A 13358-nucleotide genomic window follows, 5' to 3' on the forward strand; every position below is an offset into this window, starting at 1 on the left:
CAGGTGACGTTGAACATCACCAGCCTGCCATGACCGCCCTCTCTCAGCGAATTTGCAGAACTCTCAGCACACTACCGGGTCGTCCTCTGGGACGTGGCCCGAGCGCCTCTGTCCCGCCCGCATGATAGCGCTTCTCCCAGCCCGCCAGGCAACCGGCATTGCGGATATTGAACAACGCCGCCGTCTGGCGATACGACAGACCTTCTCTCCACATCCGCTCGAGCACTGACAACTTGAACGACGCGTCGTAATGACCGTATTTGCCCGACAGCCCCGCATCGCCATGCGCCTGGTACAAAGCAATCCACTTGCGAACAGTCGCAGCGTCGACGCCTCGCTTCGAGGCCGCACTCGCGTAGCTCTCATCCCCGTACAAATAGCTATCGACAACTGACCGCTTGAAGCGCGCACTGTATTTGGACATGCAAAACCCCCGAAGGTTGTGTCCAACTTTCGGGGGTCAGTTCATCGGCGGGGTTTTCTGTTTTCTCCAAATGCGGCGGGGCAGGCATTCCGGGCAAGTTCAAAAACAAGCCGACGGCGACTTCCGGTCGCTCTTTGCCTTTGGCGAGAAACGGATTAAGAAACGGCTTCAGCCAAGCATTTGCGCGCGGAGCCACTCATGACCGAAATCCTGCAGACCCCCAAGCTCGTCGTCGTCTTCGGCGGCTCGGGCTTCGTCGGTCGCCATGTCGTGCGGGCGCTGGCCAAGCGCGGCTACCGCATCCGGGTCGCCTGCCGGCGGCCCGACCTTGCCGGCCATGTGCAGCCGCTCGGCAATGTCGGCCAGATCCAGCCGGTGCAGGCCAATGTGCGCGTGCGCTGGTCGGTAGACCGCGCCGTGCAGGGCGCCGACCATGTCGTCAACCTCGTCGCCATCCTGCATGAGACCGGCCGCCAGAAATTCGGCGCCGTGCACGATTTCGGGGCGCGCGCCGTCGCCGAGGCCGCGCGCTCGGTCGGCGCCGGCCTCACCCACATCTCGGCACTCGGCGCCGATCTCAAGTCGCCGTCCGACTATGCCCGCACCAAGGCGCTCGGCGAGAAAGCCGTGTTCGACACGATCGGCGATGCCGTCATCTTGCGGCCGTCGATCAATTTCGGGCCGGAGGACGGTTTCTTCAACCGCTTCGCCAACATGGCGCGTTATTCGCCCGTGCTGCCGCTGATCGGCGGCGGGCAAACCAAGTTCCAGCCGGTCTATGTCGGCGACGTCGCCGAAGCGGTGGCGCGTTCGGTCGACGGCAAGATCGAGGGCGGCCAGATCTACGAACTCGGCGGCCCGCAGGTGCTGACCTTCAAGCAATGCATGGAAGAGCTGCTGATGGTCGTCGAACGCCGCCGCCTCCTGGTGCCGGTGCCGTTCTGGGTGGCGAACATCCAGGCCTCGATCCTGCAGCTGCTGCCCAATCCGCTCTTGACCAAGGACCAGGTCATGCAGTTGCGCGAGCACAACGTCGTTTCGGACGAAGCCGCCAAGGCCGCCAGGACGCTGACCGGCCTCGGCATCCAGCCGCAGGCGATCGCCACGATCCTGCCCAGCTATCTCTGGCGCTTCCGCGCCGCCGGCCAGTTCCAGCAGCGCCGGCCGATCGCCGACCGATAGTCAAAACTTCAGGCGCGCCGGGAAACCTGCATCGGCAGGCCGCCCTGCGGTTGCGTGGTGAGCTTCTGCACCGGCCATGGCCGGGTCTCAGGAGTCACGTCGAACCGGAAGCGCGACAGCAGGATCGCCAGGGCGATGATCGCCTCCTGCATGGCGAAGCTGGCGCCGATGCAGACGCGCGGCCCGGCGCCGAACGGCAGGTACTGGAACCGGTCGATCCTGTCGCGGTTCTGCGGATGGAAGCGCTCCGGCAGGAAGGCGTTCGGCCTGTCCCAGAGCTTGCGGTGGCGATGCACGACCCACGGCATCACCAGCACGGCGGCGTATTTCGGAATGTACAACCCGTTCCAGGTCTCCGGCTCGATCGGCTCGCGGTTGATCGAAGGCGCCGGCGGGTAGAGTCTCAGCGCCTCCTCGAAAGCGGCGCGGGTGAGCGGCATGGCATCCAGCCATTTGGTCGGATCCGGTTCGCGCGCCAGCACGGGGTCGATCTCCCGCTCGACCTTGTCGCGTTCCCAGGGCGCCCCGGCGAGGCAATAGATCGTCCAGCCTAGCGCCCGCGCGGTCGTCTCGTGGCCGGCGCCGATGAAGGTGATGATGTTGTCCTCGACTTCGGCGCGCGTCAGCCCGTCCGGCCCCTCGGCGCGCAGCAGAAGCGTGAGGAAATCCTGCGGCACGCTGTCGGGATCGCGCTTCATCCGCTCCTCGCGCATCCTGACCGTGCCGGCGACGATGTTGCGGAAATAGGCCATGGTCTTGCGGCCGCGCATGCGGGTGAGACGCGGCAGCCATTCCGGCGCGCGCAACAGGTCGAGCGGATCGACGCGGCCCATGGTTTCGAACAGGCGGTCGATCTCTTTGGCGAAGCTGCCCGGCTCGCCGGCGATCTCGCCGGAAAACAGCGTCTCGGCCAGAATGTCATAGGTGAGCAGCGTCATGTCATGGGCGACATCGGTCTCACCGCCGGCCTCGTAGCGGGTGGCGAATTCCAGCGTGCGTCTCAGCATCGGCTCGGCGAAGCCGAAGATGTGGCGCGGCGTGAACACCGGCGCCATCGCCTTGCGCGAGCGCTTCCAGACCTCGCCCTCGGCGGTCAGCAGTCCGTCGCGCAGGATCGGCCGCAGCACCAGTTGGCGCACGGTCGCCATCTTGTAGTTCCTGGCGTTGTCGACCAGCACATGGCGGATAAGGCCCGGATCATTGGCGACCACCAGCGGCCCGCCGACGCCGGTGACCGAAATCCAGGGCTCGTTGTAGGTGTGCTCGCCCCATAATTCGAGCGGGTTGCGGTAGATGATACGCATCATCTCCAGCGTCGAAGGCGGCTTTGTGCGCGGCTTCGGCGCCGGCGGCACGAAGGGTGCGGGCTTGGTGTCCATGAAGCGTGCTCCGCTGACAGCGCCGAATGTAGTGTCCGACGAAGCGGACGTCCATGTGACCGAGCGGCCCGGCGCCTCGCCGGAATGTGAACGACGTCCGCCGATGCCTGCTTGTTGTGGGTGAAGGCTTGCTTTAGTCACCAACGGATACCGTCAAGCAAGGAGCCCCAAGTGAAGCAACGCCTGGACATCATCATCGGCAGCACGCGGCCGGGACGCGCCGGCCCGATCTTCGGCGAATGGCTGGAGGGCTTCGCCCGCGAGCACGGCAAGTTCGAGCCGGTGCTGACCGACATCGCGGCGTTCAACCTGCCGATGCTCGACGAGCCGCACCATCCGCGCCTGCGCAAATACGAGAACGACCACACCAAGGCCTGGTCGAAGGCGATCGATGCCGCCGATGCCTTCGTGTTCGTCGCGCCGGAGTATAACTACTTCGTGGCGCCTGCGATCGTGAACGCCATCGACTACCTGGTCCATGAATGGCGCTACAAGCCGGCGGCGATCTTCAGCTATGGCGGCGTGTCAGGCGGCCTGCGCGCGGCGCAGGCCTTGAAGCCGTTGCTCACCTCCGTCGGCGTCATGCCGATCCCGGAGGGCGTGGCACTGCCCGCTTATGCGACGCTGCTCGACCAGAACCGTGCATTTCAACCGAGCGAACAGGTGCAGGGAGGCGCCAGGACGATGCTGGACGAACTGTCCCGATGGAGCGAGGCGCTGAAGACGGTGCGTGCCGCCGGATAGGCGCGAGGTTCCCCGCGAAAGACACTTACGAGGCCGGGCTTCGGCACGGCTTTCACTGTCGGATGCCCCAATGCGCTCGCCAGCATCTCGCGCGGACGTGACGGGGTCGCTCGCCAAGCCGGCAAAATGGCCGCAAACCTTGGAAAAGCAACCGTTTGCGCCTATATCTAGGACATCAAAACGGCGCGATTCGGGGCGATTTTTCCGCGCTGTACCAGCGGCATCAATCAGACAGGTTTTCATGAGCGACCAGACCGAAAGCGCCAATGGCGCGGAAGCCGAGTACGGCGCCGATTCCATCAAGGTTTTGAAGGGCTTGGATGCCGTGCGCAAGCGGCCGGGCATGTATATCGGCGACACCGATGACGGCTCGGGCCTGCATCACATGGTCTATGAGGTGGTGGACAACGCCATCGACGAGGCGCTGGCCGGCCACGCCGACCTCGTCTCAGTGACGCTCAACCCCGACGGTTCCGTCACCGTGATCGACAATGGCCGCGGCATTCCGACCGATATCCACCCCTCGGAGGGCGTTTCGGCGGCCGAAGTGATCATGACGCAGCTGCATGCCGGCGGCAAATTCGACCAGAACTCCTACAAGGTCTCGGGCGGCCTGCACGGCGTCGGCGTCTCGGTGGTCAATGCGCTTTCGGCATGGCTGAAGATCAAGGTCCGCCGCAACGGCGAGATCTTCGAGATGAGCTTCACGCACGGCAATGCCGACGCGCCGCTGAAGGTGACCGGAAGCTACGAGCAGGACAAGCGCCCGGGCACCTATGAGGGCCGCAGCGGCAGCGAAATCACGTTCTTCCCGTCGGCCGAGACCTTCACCATGGTCGAATTCGACTACAGCACGCTGGAGCATCGACTGCGCGAGCTTGCCTTCCTCAATTCCGGCGTGCGCATCGTGCTGACCGACGCCCGCCATGCCGACATCGTGCGCCATGAGCTGCATTACGACGGCGGCCTGGAGGAGTTCGTCAAATATCTCGACCGGGTGAAGAAGCCGCTGATCGAGACGCCGATCGCCATCCGCGCCGAGCGCGACGGCATCACCGTCGAAGTCGCGATGTGGTGGAACGACAGCTACCACGAGAATGTGCTGGCCTTCACCAACAACATCCCGCAGCGAGACGGCGGCACGCATCTGGCGGGCTTTCGCGCGGCGCTGACCAGACAGGTCACCGGCTACGGCGAATCGTCCGGCCAGACCAAGAAGGAAAAGGTATCGCTGACCGGCGACGATTGCCGCGAAGGCCTGACCGCGGTCCTCTCGGTCAAGGTGCCGGATCCGAAATTCTCCTCGCAGACCAAGGACAAGCTGGTCTCGTCCGAGGTGCGCCCGGTGGTGGAAAGCCTGGTCAACGAGGCGCTCGGCACCTGGCTGGAAGAACATCCCGCCGAAGGCAAGGTCGTGGTCGAGAAAGTGATCCAGGCGGCCGCGGCTCGCGAGGCCGCGCGCAAGGCGCGCGACATCACGCGCAAGAGCTCGCTCGGTGTCACCTCGCTGCCCGGCAAGCTCGCCGACTGCCAGGAGCGCGACCCGGCCAAGTCCGAAATCTTCATCGTCGAGGGTGACTCGGCCGGCGGCTCGGCCAAGGGCGGGCGCTCGCGCCAGAACCAGGCGATCCTGCCGCTGCGCGGCAAGATCCTGAATGTCGAGCGCGCGCGCTTCGACCGCATGCTCTCCTCCGACATGATCGGCACGCTGATCACCGCGCTCGGCACCTCGATCGGCAAAGACGAGTTCAACGCCGACAAGCTGCGCTACCACAAGATCATCCTGATGACCGACGCCGACGTCGACGGCGCCCACATCCGCACGCTGCTGCTCACCTTCTTCTTCCGGCAGATGCCGGAGCTGATCGAGCGCGGACATCTCTACATCGCCCAGCCGCCGCTCTACAAAGTGACCCGGGGCAAGAGCTCGCAATACCTCAAGGACGAAAACGCCTATGAGGAATACCTGATCGAGTCCGGGCTGGACGAGGCTTCGCTGACGCTCGCCTCCGGCGAGGTGCGGACAGGCCAGGATCTGCGCAGCGCCATCGACGACGCAATTGCCGTGCGCCAGCTGATCAACGGGCTGCACACGCGCTACAACCGCAGCGTCGTCGAGCAGGCGGCGATCGCCGGCGCGCTCAACGCCGACGTGCTTGCCGATCTCGGCCGCGCCAATGCGATGGCCGAGCGCGTCGCCGGGCGGCTCGATATGATCGCCGAAGAGACCGAGCGCGGCTGGACCGGGCGTCTGTCGGCCTCCAATGACGGCTCCGGCGGCTATGTGTTCGAGCGCACCGTGCGCGGCGTGAAGGACGTGGCGCAGCTCGATGCCGGGCTGATCGCTTCGGCCGATGCGCGCCAGCTCGACCGCTATGCCTCGCGCCTGGCGGAAGTCTATGGCGAGCAGCCGACCTTGCGCCGCAAGGAAAGCTCCGAGCTGCTTTCGGGACCACTGGCGCTGCTCAACGCAGTGTTCGCCACCGGCCGCAAGGGGCTGACCATGCAGCGCTACAAGGGCCTTGGCGAGATGAATGCCGAGCAGCTCTGGGAAACCACGCTGGATCCGAATGTGCGTTCGCTGCTGCAGGTCAAGGTCAATGACGCGACCGACGCCGACTCGCTGTTCTCGCGGCTGATGGGCGACGAGGTGGAGCCGCGCCGCGAATTCATCCAGGACAATGCGCTGTCGGTCGCCAATCTGGATATTTGAGACCGTAGCGATGCTCTAAAGAAGCTTGCCAAAGCGGCGTTCAGCAGCGCCGCCTGACCACGATCCACTCCGACGATATAGCTCGTGAAATTGGTCGCACCGTTGCCGATGCGGCGATTCTAGCCAGTGGCTCCAGGCGATGAAATAGCCTCATGGCCTCCTTCCGGCTGTCTGTTCCGGCCACCGATCCGGCAAGTGGTCCTCTATTCCGGCATTCCAAGGCTTCTCAGCGCGTTTTCGTGTCGGTCGAGAATTTCAGCTCTAAAGGGCATCGAGTCGCGAACCGTCCGCAAGGTGAGCTCCGGATATTCGCGCTGACAACGCACCATTTGCTGCCGGGCTTCGTCGAGGCGTCCCGCTTCGACAAGTGCCGGCATCAGCGTACGCAGTATCCACAAGGCATTCGGATGCTCCGCCAGGATACGCAGATACAGGTCCGCCGCCTGACCGGGCCGCCTGGCGCTGAAATGCACGACAGCCAGGCCCAAGTGACAGGTATAAACCATGGGATCGAACGGCCCCAGTCGCAGCGACCGCTCGAAGCATTCCGCCGCCCGCTCGACCTCGTCTCTGTAGGCTGCAACCCACCCGCTCCTGTTCCAGGCGAAGGCCGAATTGGGATCGATCGAACACGCCTTTTCAAGCAGCGCGCCTGCGGTGACGAAATTGCCCGACACGGTGTGGGCAGCGCCGAGCACGGCCAGGGAAAATGGATCGTCACCGTTGAGTTCGGCAGATCGCTCCGCCAGCCCCAGCGCACGGCGCCGGTCGGCCTCTGGCGAGGTCGACCAACTGTAGATCTTGCGCTGCGCATGACACCAGGACAGCAGGGACAGAGCCAGCGGATAATCGGGATCGCCCAGCAAAGCCTTCTCAAGCGTCTCGATGGCGATCGCATTGTCCTGGCGGCCGAGCGCCCAGACATGCGGCAGACTGCGCATCACCAGATCGTAGGTTTGCAGGTCGCCCGGCCGCTTGCGGCGCGCACGCTCGATTTCTGCCATCTGGATTGACGGCAGAATCGCGCCTGCGACACCCGCCGTCACATTGTCCTGCAGCGCGAACGCATCCGCGATGTCACCTTTGAAACCTTCCGCCCAGATTAGACTGCCGGTCTCTGCCTCGACCAGCCGCGCCGAGATGCGGATCTGGTCGAGATGCCGGCGCACGCTTCCTTCCAGCACGTAGCGGACGCCGAGCTCGCGGCCGATGCGCGGCAGATCAAGCGCCTGGCCTCGGTAAGCAAAGGCCGAGTTGCGCGAGATGACGAACAGGCCGCGAATGCGCGCTAGCGCCGCCGTGATCTCCTCTACCGTGCCGTCGGCGAGGTAGGATTGCTCGGGGTCCGATGACAGATTCTCGAATGGAAGCACGACGAGCGACGGCTTGTCGGGGAGCTGAGGCGACGGACGCGCATCGACGGCTGGCGGTCCCTCCAGCACTTCGCCGGGGAACATGTAGCCGCGGCGCGGCATGGTGCGGATCAGCGTCTGCGCTTTGTCGCCTAGCGCGCGGCGGATGTCGCTGATGCATCGGGTGAGCGAATCTTCGGTGACGATCACGTCGCTCCACACCGCATGCAGAAGCTCGTCCTTCGGCACCAGCCGGCCGGCGTTGCGGATAAGAAAAATCAGCAGATCGAGCGATTTCGGTCGCAGCGCGATCTCGCCCGAACCGTCGCGCAACACTCCGGCGCGCGTGTCGAGGCTGAAGCCGGCGAAGCTGTAGATCGGCTGTGGCTCGACGTTCATCGCGACTGTCTGATCCTCAGAATTTTCAGAGCTTCGTCAGTACTCTTTCAGGCCGCTTTCCGGACAAGCATCTCGAAACGGCGCAATCTCGCACTCAACGATGAAGGTGGCAAGAAACCCAAGCCGCAACGCGTGGGCAAGATCGCTGCAACCGGTGCGCAGGCCAAGGCCGCGCCGAATGCCGGCGATCGCAACAGGAGGCAACCATGTCGAGCACGGAGACAAACGCCATGACAACGACCGATCATTCGATTGGTGCCGAAACCGGCTACCGGCGGCACGCTCTCGTCTCGCTTTTCCGGATGTACGAGGCGGTGAAATGGACGCTGTTGTGGCTGCCACGGTTCTGGAAGGCGCGCAGCCAGCTCGCATGTCTGGCCGCCATGAGCGAATGCGAGCGTCGCGATATCGGCCTTACCAGCTGCGATCTCGAGAACGCCTTTGCCTTGCCGGTCGACCGGGACCCGACAGAAATGCTGGCGCAGGTGGTGACAGACCGCCGCCTTCGCCGCGAACACTGATTGGAGAGCGGCCAGGTTTCGGCTGCGCCTTGAGCATTCGTCACGGAGTAGACCTGAGTGTCTGCGCCGTGGGCTGCTCGTGACGCATCGGCACCGAGGCCATCCGATCAACGAAAAACCACGGCCTGTCGCTGCCGGGCTTTTCTGTTTCGGTCAGTCGGCCACAGTCGCCTCAGTGATCAAACGCCTTGACGATTTCCTCGGTCATCTTCTTGGCGTCGCCGAGCAGCATCATGGTGCCGTCCTTGTAGAACAGCGTGTTGTCGATGCCGGCATAGCCGGAGCCGAGCGAGCGCTTGACGAACAGGCAGGTGCGGGCCTTGTCGACGTCGAGGATCGGCATGCCGTAGATCGGCGAGGACTTGTCGTCGCGCGCGGACGGGTTGGTGACGTCGTTGGCGCCGATGACATAGGCGACGTCGGCCTGCGCGAACTCGGAGTTGATGTCCTCCAGCTCGAACACCTCGTCGTAAGGCACGTTGGCCTCGGCCAAGAGCACGTTCATGTGGCCGGGCATGCGGCCGGCGACCGGGTGAATGGCGTATTTCACCTCGACGCCGGCGGCCTTGAGCTTGTCGGCCATCTCGCGCAGCGCGTGCTGCGCCTGGGCGACCGCCATGCCGTAGCCGGGCACGATGATGACCTTCTGCGCGTTCATCATCAGATAGGCGGCGTCATCGGCCGAGCCCTGCTTGACGGTGCGCTCGATGCCGTCGTCGGCAACCGCGGCCGTCTCGCCGCCGAAGCCGCCGAGGATGACCGAGATGAAGGAGCGGTTCATGCCCTTGCACATGATGTAGGACAGGATCGCGCCGGACGAGCCGACCAGCGCGCCGGTGATGATCAGCGCCAGATTGCCGAGGGTGAAACCAAGCGCGGCAGCCGCCCAGCCCGAGTAGGAATTCAGCATCGACACCACGACCGGCATGTCGGCGCCGCCGATCGGGATGATCAGGAGCACGCCGAGCACCAGCGAGGCGGCGACGATCAGCCAGAAGACGAGCTTCGATTCCGTGGTGACCAACAGCACGATCAGCACCACCAGGGCGACGCCGAGGACGATGTTGATGAGGTGCCGGCCACCGATCATGATCGGCTTGCCGGACATGCGGCCGTCGAGCTTGAGGAAGGCGATGACCGAGCCGGTGAAGGTGATGGCGCCGATGGCTACGCCCAGGCTCATTTCGACCAGCGCCTGCGCATGGATGTCGCCCGCCGTACCGATGCCGAAACTTTCCGGCGCGTACATGGCGGCAGCCGCCACCATCACGGCGGCGAAGCCGACGAGCGAGTGGAAGGCGGCGACCAGCTGCGGCATCGAGGTCATGGCGATGCGGCGCGCGGTGACCGCGCCGATGCCACCGCCGATGGCCAGCCCGAGCACGATCCAGCCGAAACGGCCGACCGAGGGAGCCAAAGGCAAAGCCAATGCCAGCGTGGTGGCGATAGCGATCGCCATACCGATCATGCCGAAGAGATTGCCTCGCCGGCTGGTGGTGGGATGCGACAGCCCGCGCAGCGCCAGGATGAACAGGATGCCGGAGATGAGATAGAGGAAGGAAGCCAGATTGACGGTCACGTCACTTTTCCTTCTTCTTGTACATGGCGAGCATGCGCTGGGTGACCAGGAAGCCGCCGAAGATGTTGACCGAGACCAGCACCAGGGCGACGAAACCGAAGCCGGCGGCGAGCCCGGAGGCCGAGATGCCGACGGCGAGCAGCGCGCCGACGACAATGACCGATGAAATGGCGTTGGTGACGGCCATCAGCGGTGTGTGCAGCGCCGGCGTCACCGACCAGACGACATAATAGCCGACGAAGATCGCCAGCACGAAGATGGCGAGTTGGAAGACGAAGGGATCGACGGCGCCACCGGACAGCGCGTGCGCCGCGTTACCGGCAGCCTCGCCTGCGGGCGCGTTGGCAAGATCCTGCACCGCAAGGCGAACGGCGGCAGTCGCCTGATCGAGTTGGTCGAGGGCTTTCTGCAAGGCGTCCATCACGCGGTCCCCTTAGGCTTGGCTGCGGACTTCTTCTTCGGCGCCGGTCTGGCGTCGGCGACCATGCTCGTCGCCGGAATGGCCGCCGGCTCGGTGCGCGGCTGCTCGACCGCCTTGGCGAAGTTCGGATGCACCACCTTGCCGGCGTCGGTCAGCATCGTCGCCTTGACCAGATCGTCGTCGCGCCTGATGGCAAGCTGCTTCGCCGCCTTGTCGACCATCGTCTCGAGGAAGGCGTATAGGTTCTTGGCGTAGAGCAGCGAGGCGGATGCGGCGACACGGCCCGGCACGTTGAGGTGGCCGACGATCTTGACGCCGTTCCCGGTCATCACGACCTTGCCCGGCACCGCGCCCTCGACATTGCCGCCGCGCTCGACGGCGAGGTCGACGATCACCGAGCCCGGCTTCATCGAGGCAACCATGGCGGCCGAGACCAGCTTCGGCGCCGGACGGCCGGGGATCAGCGCGGTGGTGATAACGATGTCCTGCTTGGCGATGTGCTCGGCGGTGAGCGCCGCCTGCTTGGCCTGGTATTCCTTCGACATTTCCTTGGCGTAGCCGCCGGCGGTCTCGGCCGCCTTGAATTCCTCGTCCTCGACCGCCAGGAATTTCGCGCCGAGCGACTGCACCTGCTCCTTCACCGCCGGGCGCACGTCGGTGGCCGTGACGACAGAGCCGAGGCGGCGCGCGGTGGCGATGGCCTGCAGGCCGGCGACGCCGACGCCCATGATGAAGGTCTTTGCCGCCGGCACGGTGCCGGCCGCCGTCATCATCATCGGCAGCGCGCGGTCATATTCGGCGGCGGCATCGATCACCGCCTGGTAGCCGGCGAGGTTGGCCTGCGAGGACAGCACGTCCATCGATTGCGCACGGGTGATGCGCGGCATGAACTCCATGGAAAAGGCGGTGATGCCGGCCTTGGCCATCGCGGCCACCGCGGCATCGTTGCCGTAGGGATCCATGATGGCGATCACGGCGGCGCCCGACTTGTAGCCCTTGAGCTCCGCATCCGTCGGCCGGCGCACTTTCAGCACGACATCGGCCTTCTTGGCGTCGGCCGCCGTTCCGATCGCACCGCCGGCAGCAGTGAAATCCTGGTCGGGGATGCGGGAGCCGAGGCCGGCACCCTTCTCGACGATCACGTCGAAGCCGAGACCCGTCAGGCGCTTGACCGTCTCCGGCGAGGCCGCGACACGCGGCTCGTTCGGGTCAACCTCACGAGGGATGAATACTATTTGTCCCACCGGATGATCCTTTCGGCTGGAACCTTGATTGCGCAAGGCGTCGGCCGGACGTCCGGCGACGTCGAGGGCAATGGGCTTGGGAAGTCTACCGCAGAATGAGAGTGCCGACGGCCATGATCAGGATGAACAGGACGGTCGCCGAGAAGAAGCCGCCGACGAAGAAGCCGAAGGCCATTGCGATAAGGATGGCGGCACAGAACAGCGAGCCGTATTTGGCAAGACCGAGGAAGCCCTTGTAGGTACGGTCGTGCTCGGCATAGTCCATTTGCGCGCCCAGCTCGACAGGACCGGTCGGCGTGTGATCAGCCATGGAAGTACCCCTTCGAAAATGCCTTTGAGGCACATAGCGAAAAGCCGAACCAAGAGCAATGGCGCTATTGCCGCACAGCCGGCGACAACAGCCTCAAACGAAAGTTGAAATTGAATGCCGCAGCTGTGTCCACGCGGCCGGCGCGGGATTCAGCTGGCGAGGTGGGGAAAAAGGCCGAGCAGACCGACAACGATCAGGTAAAGCGCGACTATGTAGTTGAGGAGCCGCGGCATCACCAGGATCAGTACGCCGGCGATCAGCGAGATCAGCGGCGTCAGCGCGAGCGAGTGGATGGTCATGCGGGGATCCTTTCCTGTGACAGGCGCGATCGCCTGACAGACCGGGCTGCGACCTTGATAACGGAGCAGCCGGCGAAAGGTTCATGGCCTGCGTTCAGGCAGCGGCGCGATAGTATTTCGCCGTCGGCAGAATGGAGAGGGGCGTCAGCCGGTTGATGGCCGGATTGCCGAACATCAGCCGCTGCTCCATCGGCGTCGAATTGTAGAACGGGAACCGCTCGAGCGTGCGGCGCATATTCTCGCCGGCAGGGATCTCGAACAGCGCGATCGGAGCAAGAACGCCCGGGAACTGCTTGGCTTCGCTCTTCTGCACGGCATTGAAGAACCGGGCATAGAAATGAGAATGCTCGACCTTGACCGGGGTCAGCACCGAGTCCTGGCCAAAATAATTGGAGGCCACCATGGCGATCCTGAGCGTCAGGAAAGGCAGAACGCCGGGCGCCGGCGCGGCATCGGGATCAGTTGCGAAGCGGGTGCCGTCGATGAAGGTTTCCCCCCGGGCGAGCCGCGGGAGCAACACTTCGGGATAGGCGTCCACCGAAGGTGAGTATGGCTGTTCACTGGAAATATAGTGAAAGCGCAATGTGCTGACCAATTCGCCGTAACAATAGACGCCGAAGCGGTAGGAGTTGGGAAGATTATCCCAGCGATCCTCGAACATCCCGCTGGCGATCGGACCGCACATGCCTGATTTGAGGTAGGACTGATATCGAAGCCGGTAGATCGCTTCCAGATCCTCGCCCCCGGTGATGAGGCGATATTCGACGTGCTCCAGGAGCTGCATCATCGTT

14 protein-coding genes are annotated in these 13358 nt (G+C 64.4%); 5 read left to right on the top strand and 9 right to left on the bottom strand.

The features are described from left to right. Positions 1-43 precede the first annotated feature (43 nt). A complete protein-coding gene (locus FJ417_RS30855) occupies positions 44-424 on the bottom strand; it encodes a helix-turn-helix domain-containing protein (RefSeq protein ID WP_140786052.1) in 381 nt (126 codons plus the stop codon). A gap of 198 nt (positions 425-622) precedes the next feature. Between FJ417_RS30855 and FJ417_RS30860 the strand changes: the two genes are divergently transcribed. Next, positions 623-1606, top strand: a complete 984-nt coding sequence (locus tag FJ417_RS30860; protein WP_140786053.1) for a complex I NDUFA9 subunit family protein — start codon at positions 623-625, stop codon at positions 1604-1606. Between the two features lie 8 nt (positions 1607-1614). Here the strand turns inward: FJ417_RS30860 and FJ417_RS30865 are convergent, their stop codons facing one another. Beyond that, on the bottom strand, positions 1615-2985 hold the full coding sequence (locus FJ417_RS30865) for a cytochrome P450 (RefSeq protein ID WP_140786054.1): 1371 nt from the start codon (positions 2983-2985) through the stop codon (positions 1615-1617). Between the two features lie 171 nt (positions 2986-3156). On the opposite strand from FJ417_RS30865, the gene FJ417_RS30870 reads away from it, so the two are divergent. Continuing rightward, positions 3157-3729 (top strand): NADPH-dependent FMN reductase, encoded by a 573-nt coding sequence (locus tag FJ417_RS30870; RefSeq protein ID WP_140786055.1) that lies wholly within the window; start codon positions 3157-3159, stop codon positions 3727-3729. A gap of 241 nt (positions 3730-3970) precedes the next feature. Further along, positions 3971-6442 (top strand): DNA topoisomerase (ATP-hydrolyzing) subunit B, encoded by a 2472-nt coding sequence (gene gyrB, locus FJ417_RS30875; RefSeq protein ID WP_140786056.1) that lies wholly within the window; start codon positions 3971-3973, stop codon positions 6440-6442. Positions 6443-6645: 203 nt separating this feature from the next. On the opposite strand, the gene FJ417_RS30880 is transcribed toward gyrB, so the two are convergent. Further along, positions 6646-8130: a winged helix-turn-helix domain-containing protein gene (locus tag FJ417_RS30880; RefSeq protein WP_246687600.1), complete on the bottom strand. Its 1485-nt coding sequence runs from the start codon at positions 8128-8130 to the stop codon at positions 6646-6648. Here FJ417_RS30880 and FJ417_RS33720 point away from each other — a divergent pair. Both FJ417_RS33720 and FJ417_RS30885 read left to right on the top strand, forming a co-directional pair. After that, complete coding sequence (locus tag FJ417_RS33720) at positions 8020-8427, top strand: hypothetical protein (RefSeq protein WP_246687602.1); 408 nt, start codon at positions 8020-8022, stop codon at positions 8425-8427. The genes FJ417_RS30880 and FJ417_RS33720 overlap by 111 nt on opposite strands. Next, a complete protein-coding gene (locus FJ417_RS30885) occupies positions 8424-8714 on the top strand; it encodes a hypothetical protein (protein WP_140644724.1) in 291 nt (96 codons plus the stop codon). Before FJ417_RS33720 ends, FJ417_RS30885 begins: the two co-directional genes overlap by 4 nt. A gap of 172 nt (positions 8715-8886) precedes the next feature. Here the strand turns inward: FJ417_RS30885 and FJ417_RS30890 are convergent, their stop codons facing one another. From FJ417_RS30890 to FJ417_RS30915, 6 genes are all read right to left on the bottom strand, one after another. Then, positions 8887-10293 carry an NAD(P)(+) transhydrogenase (Re/Si-specific) subunit beta gene (locus tag FJ417_RS30890; RefSeq protein WP_140786058.1) on the bottom strand — a complete coding sequence of 469 codons (1407 nt, stop codon included), beginning with the start codon at positions 10291-10293 and terminating at the stop codon, positions 8887-8889. A 1-nt stretch (position 10294) separates the two neighbouring features. After that, complete coding sequence (locus tag FJ417_RS30895) at positions 10295-10714, bottom strand: NAD(P) transhydrogenase subunit alpha (RefSeq protein ID WP_140644722.1); 420 nt, start codon at positions 10712-10714, stop codon at positions 10295-10297. Next, a complete protein-coding gene (locus tag FJ417_RS30900) occupies positions 10714-11958 on the bottom strand; it encodes a Re/Si-specific NAD(P)(+) transhydrogenase subunit alpha (protein ID WP_140702290.1) in 1245 nt (414 codons plus the stop codon). Before FJ417_RS30900 ends, FJ417_RS30895 begins: the two co-directional genes overlap by 1 nt. Positions 11959-12043: 85 nt before the next feature. Next, entirely contained in the window at positions 12044-12268 is a 225-nt protein-coding gene (locus FJ417_RS30905; protein WP_140650631.1) for an aa3-type cytochrome c oxidase subunit IV, read from the bottom strand. Positions 12269-12417: 149 nt separating this feature from the next. Continuing rightward, positions 12418-12567 (bottom strand): DUF3096 domain-containing protein, encoded by a 150-nt coding sequence (locus FJ417_RS30910; protein ID WP_127866594.1) that lies wholly within the window; start codon positions 12565-12567, stop codon positions 12418-12420. Positions 12568-12661: 94 nt separating this feature from the next. Further along, the gene (locus FJ417_RS30915) at positions 12662-13354 is read right to left on the bottom strand and encodes a hypothetical protein (protein WP_226892035.1); all 693 of its coding nucleotides are present in this window, start codon (positions 13352-13354) and stop codon (positions 12662-12664) included. Positions 13355-13358 lie beyond the last annotated feature (4 nt).

Source organism: Mesorhizobium sp. B3-1-7 (assembly GCF_006439385.1).
Lineage (GTDB): Bacteria > Pseudomonadota > Alphaproteobacteria > Rhizobiales > Rhizobiaceae > Mesorhizobium.

Excerpts from the sequence above, each read along its gene's own strand:
- FJ417_RS30910 (WP_127866594.1), bottom strand. The coding sequence starts at position 12,567 with ATGACCATCCACTCGCTCGCGCTGACGCCGCTGATCTCGCTGATCGCC.
- FJ417_RS30895 (WP_140644722.1), bottom strand. The coding sequence starts at position 10,714 with ATGGACGCCTTGCAGAAAGCCCTCGACCAACTCGATCAGGCGACTGCC.
- FJ417_RS30860 (WP_140786053.1), top strand. The coding sequence starts at position 623 with ATGACCGAAATCCTGCAGACCCCCAAGCTCGTCGTCGTCTTCGGCGGC.
- FJ417_RS33720 (WP_246687602.1), top strand. The coding sequence starts at position 8,020 with ATGCAGAAGCTCGTCCTTCGGCACCAGCCGGCCGGCGTTGCGGATAAG.
- FJ417_RS30885 (WP_140644724.1), top strand. The coding sequence starts at position 8,424 with ATGACAACGACCGATCATTCGATTGGTGCCGAAACCGGCTACCGGCGG.
- FJ417_RS30905 (WP_140650631.1), bottom strand. The coding sequence starts at position 12,268 with ATGGCTGATCACACGCCGACCGGTCCTGTCGAGCTGGGCGCGCAAATG.
- FJ417_RS30865 (WP_140786054.1), bottom strand. The coding sequence starts at position 2,985 with ATGGACACCAAGCCCGCACCCTTCGTGCCGCCGGCGCCGAAGCCGCGC.
- gyrB (WP_140786056.1), top strand. The coding sequence starts at position 3,971 with ATGAGCGACCAGACCGAAAGCGCCAATGGCGCGGAAGCCGAGTACGGC.
- FJ417_RS30915 (WP_226892035.1), bottom strand. The coding sequence starts at position 13,354 with ATGATGCAGCTCCTGGAGCACGTCGAATATCGCCTCATCACCGGGGGC.
- FJ417_RS30855 (WP_140786052.1), bottom strand. The coding sequence starts at position 424 with ATGTCCAAATACAGTGCGCGCTTCAAGCGGTCAGTTGTCGATAGCTAT.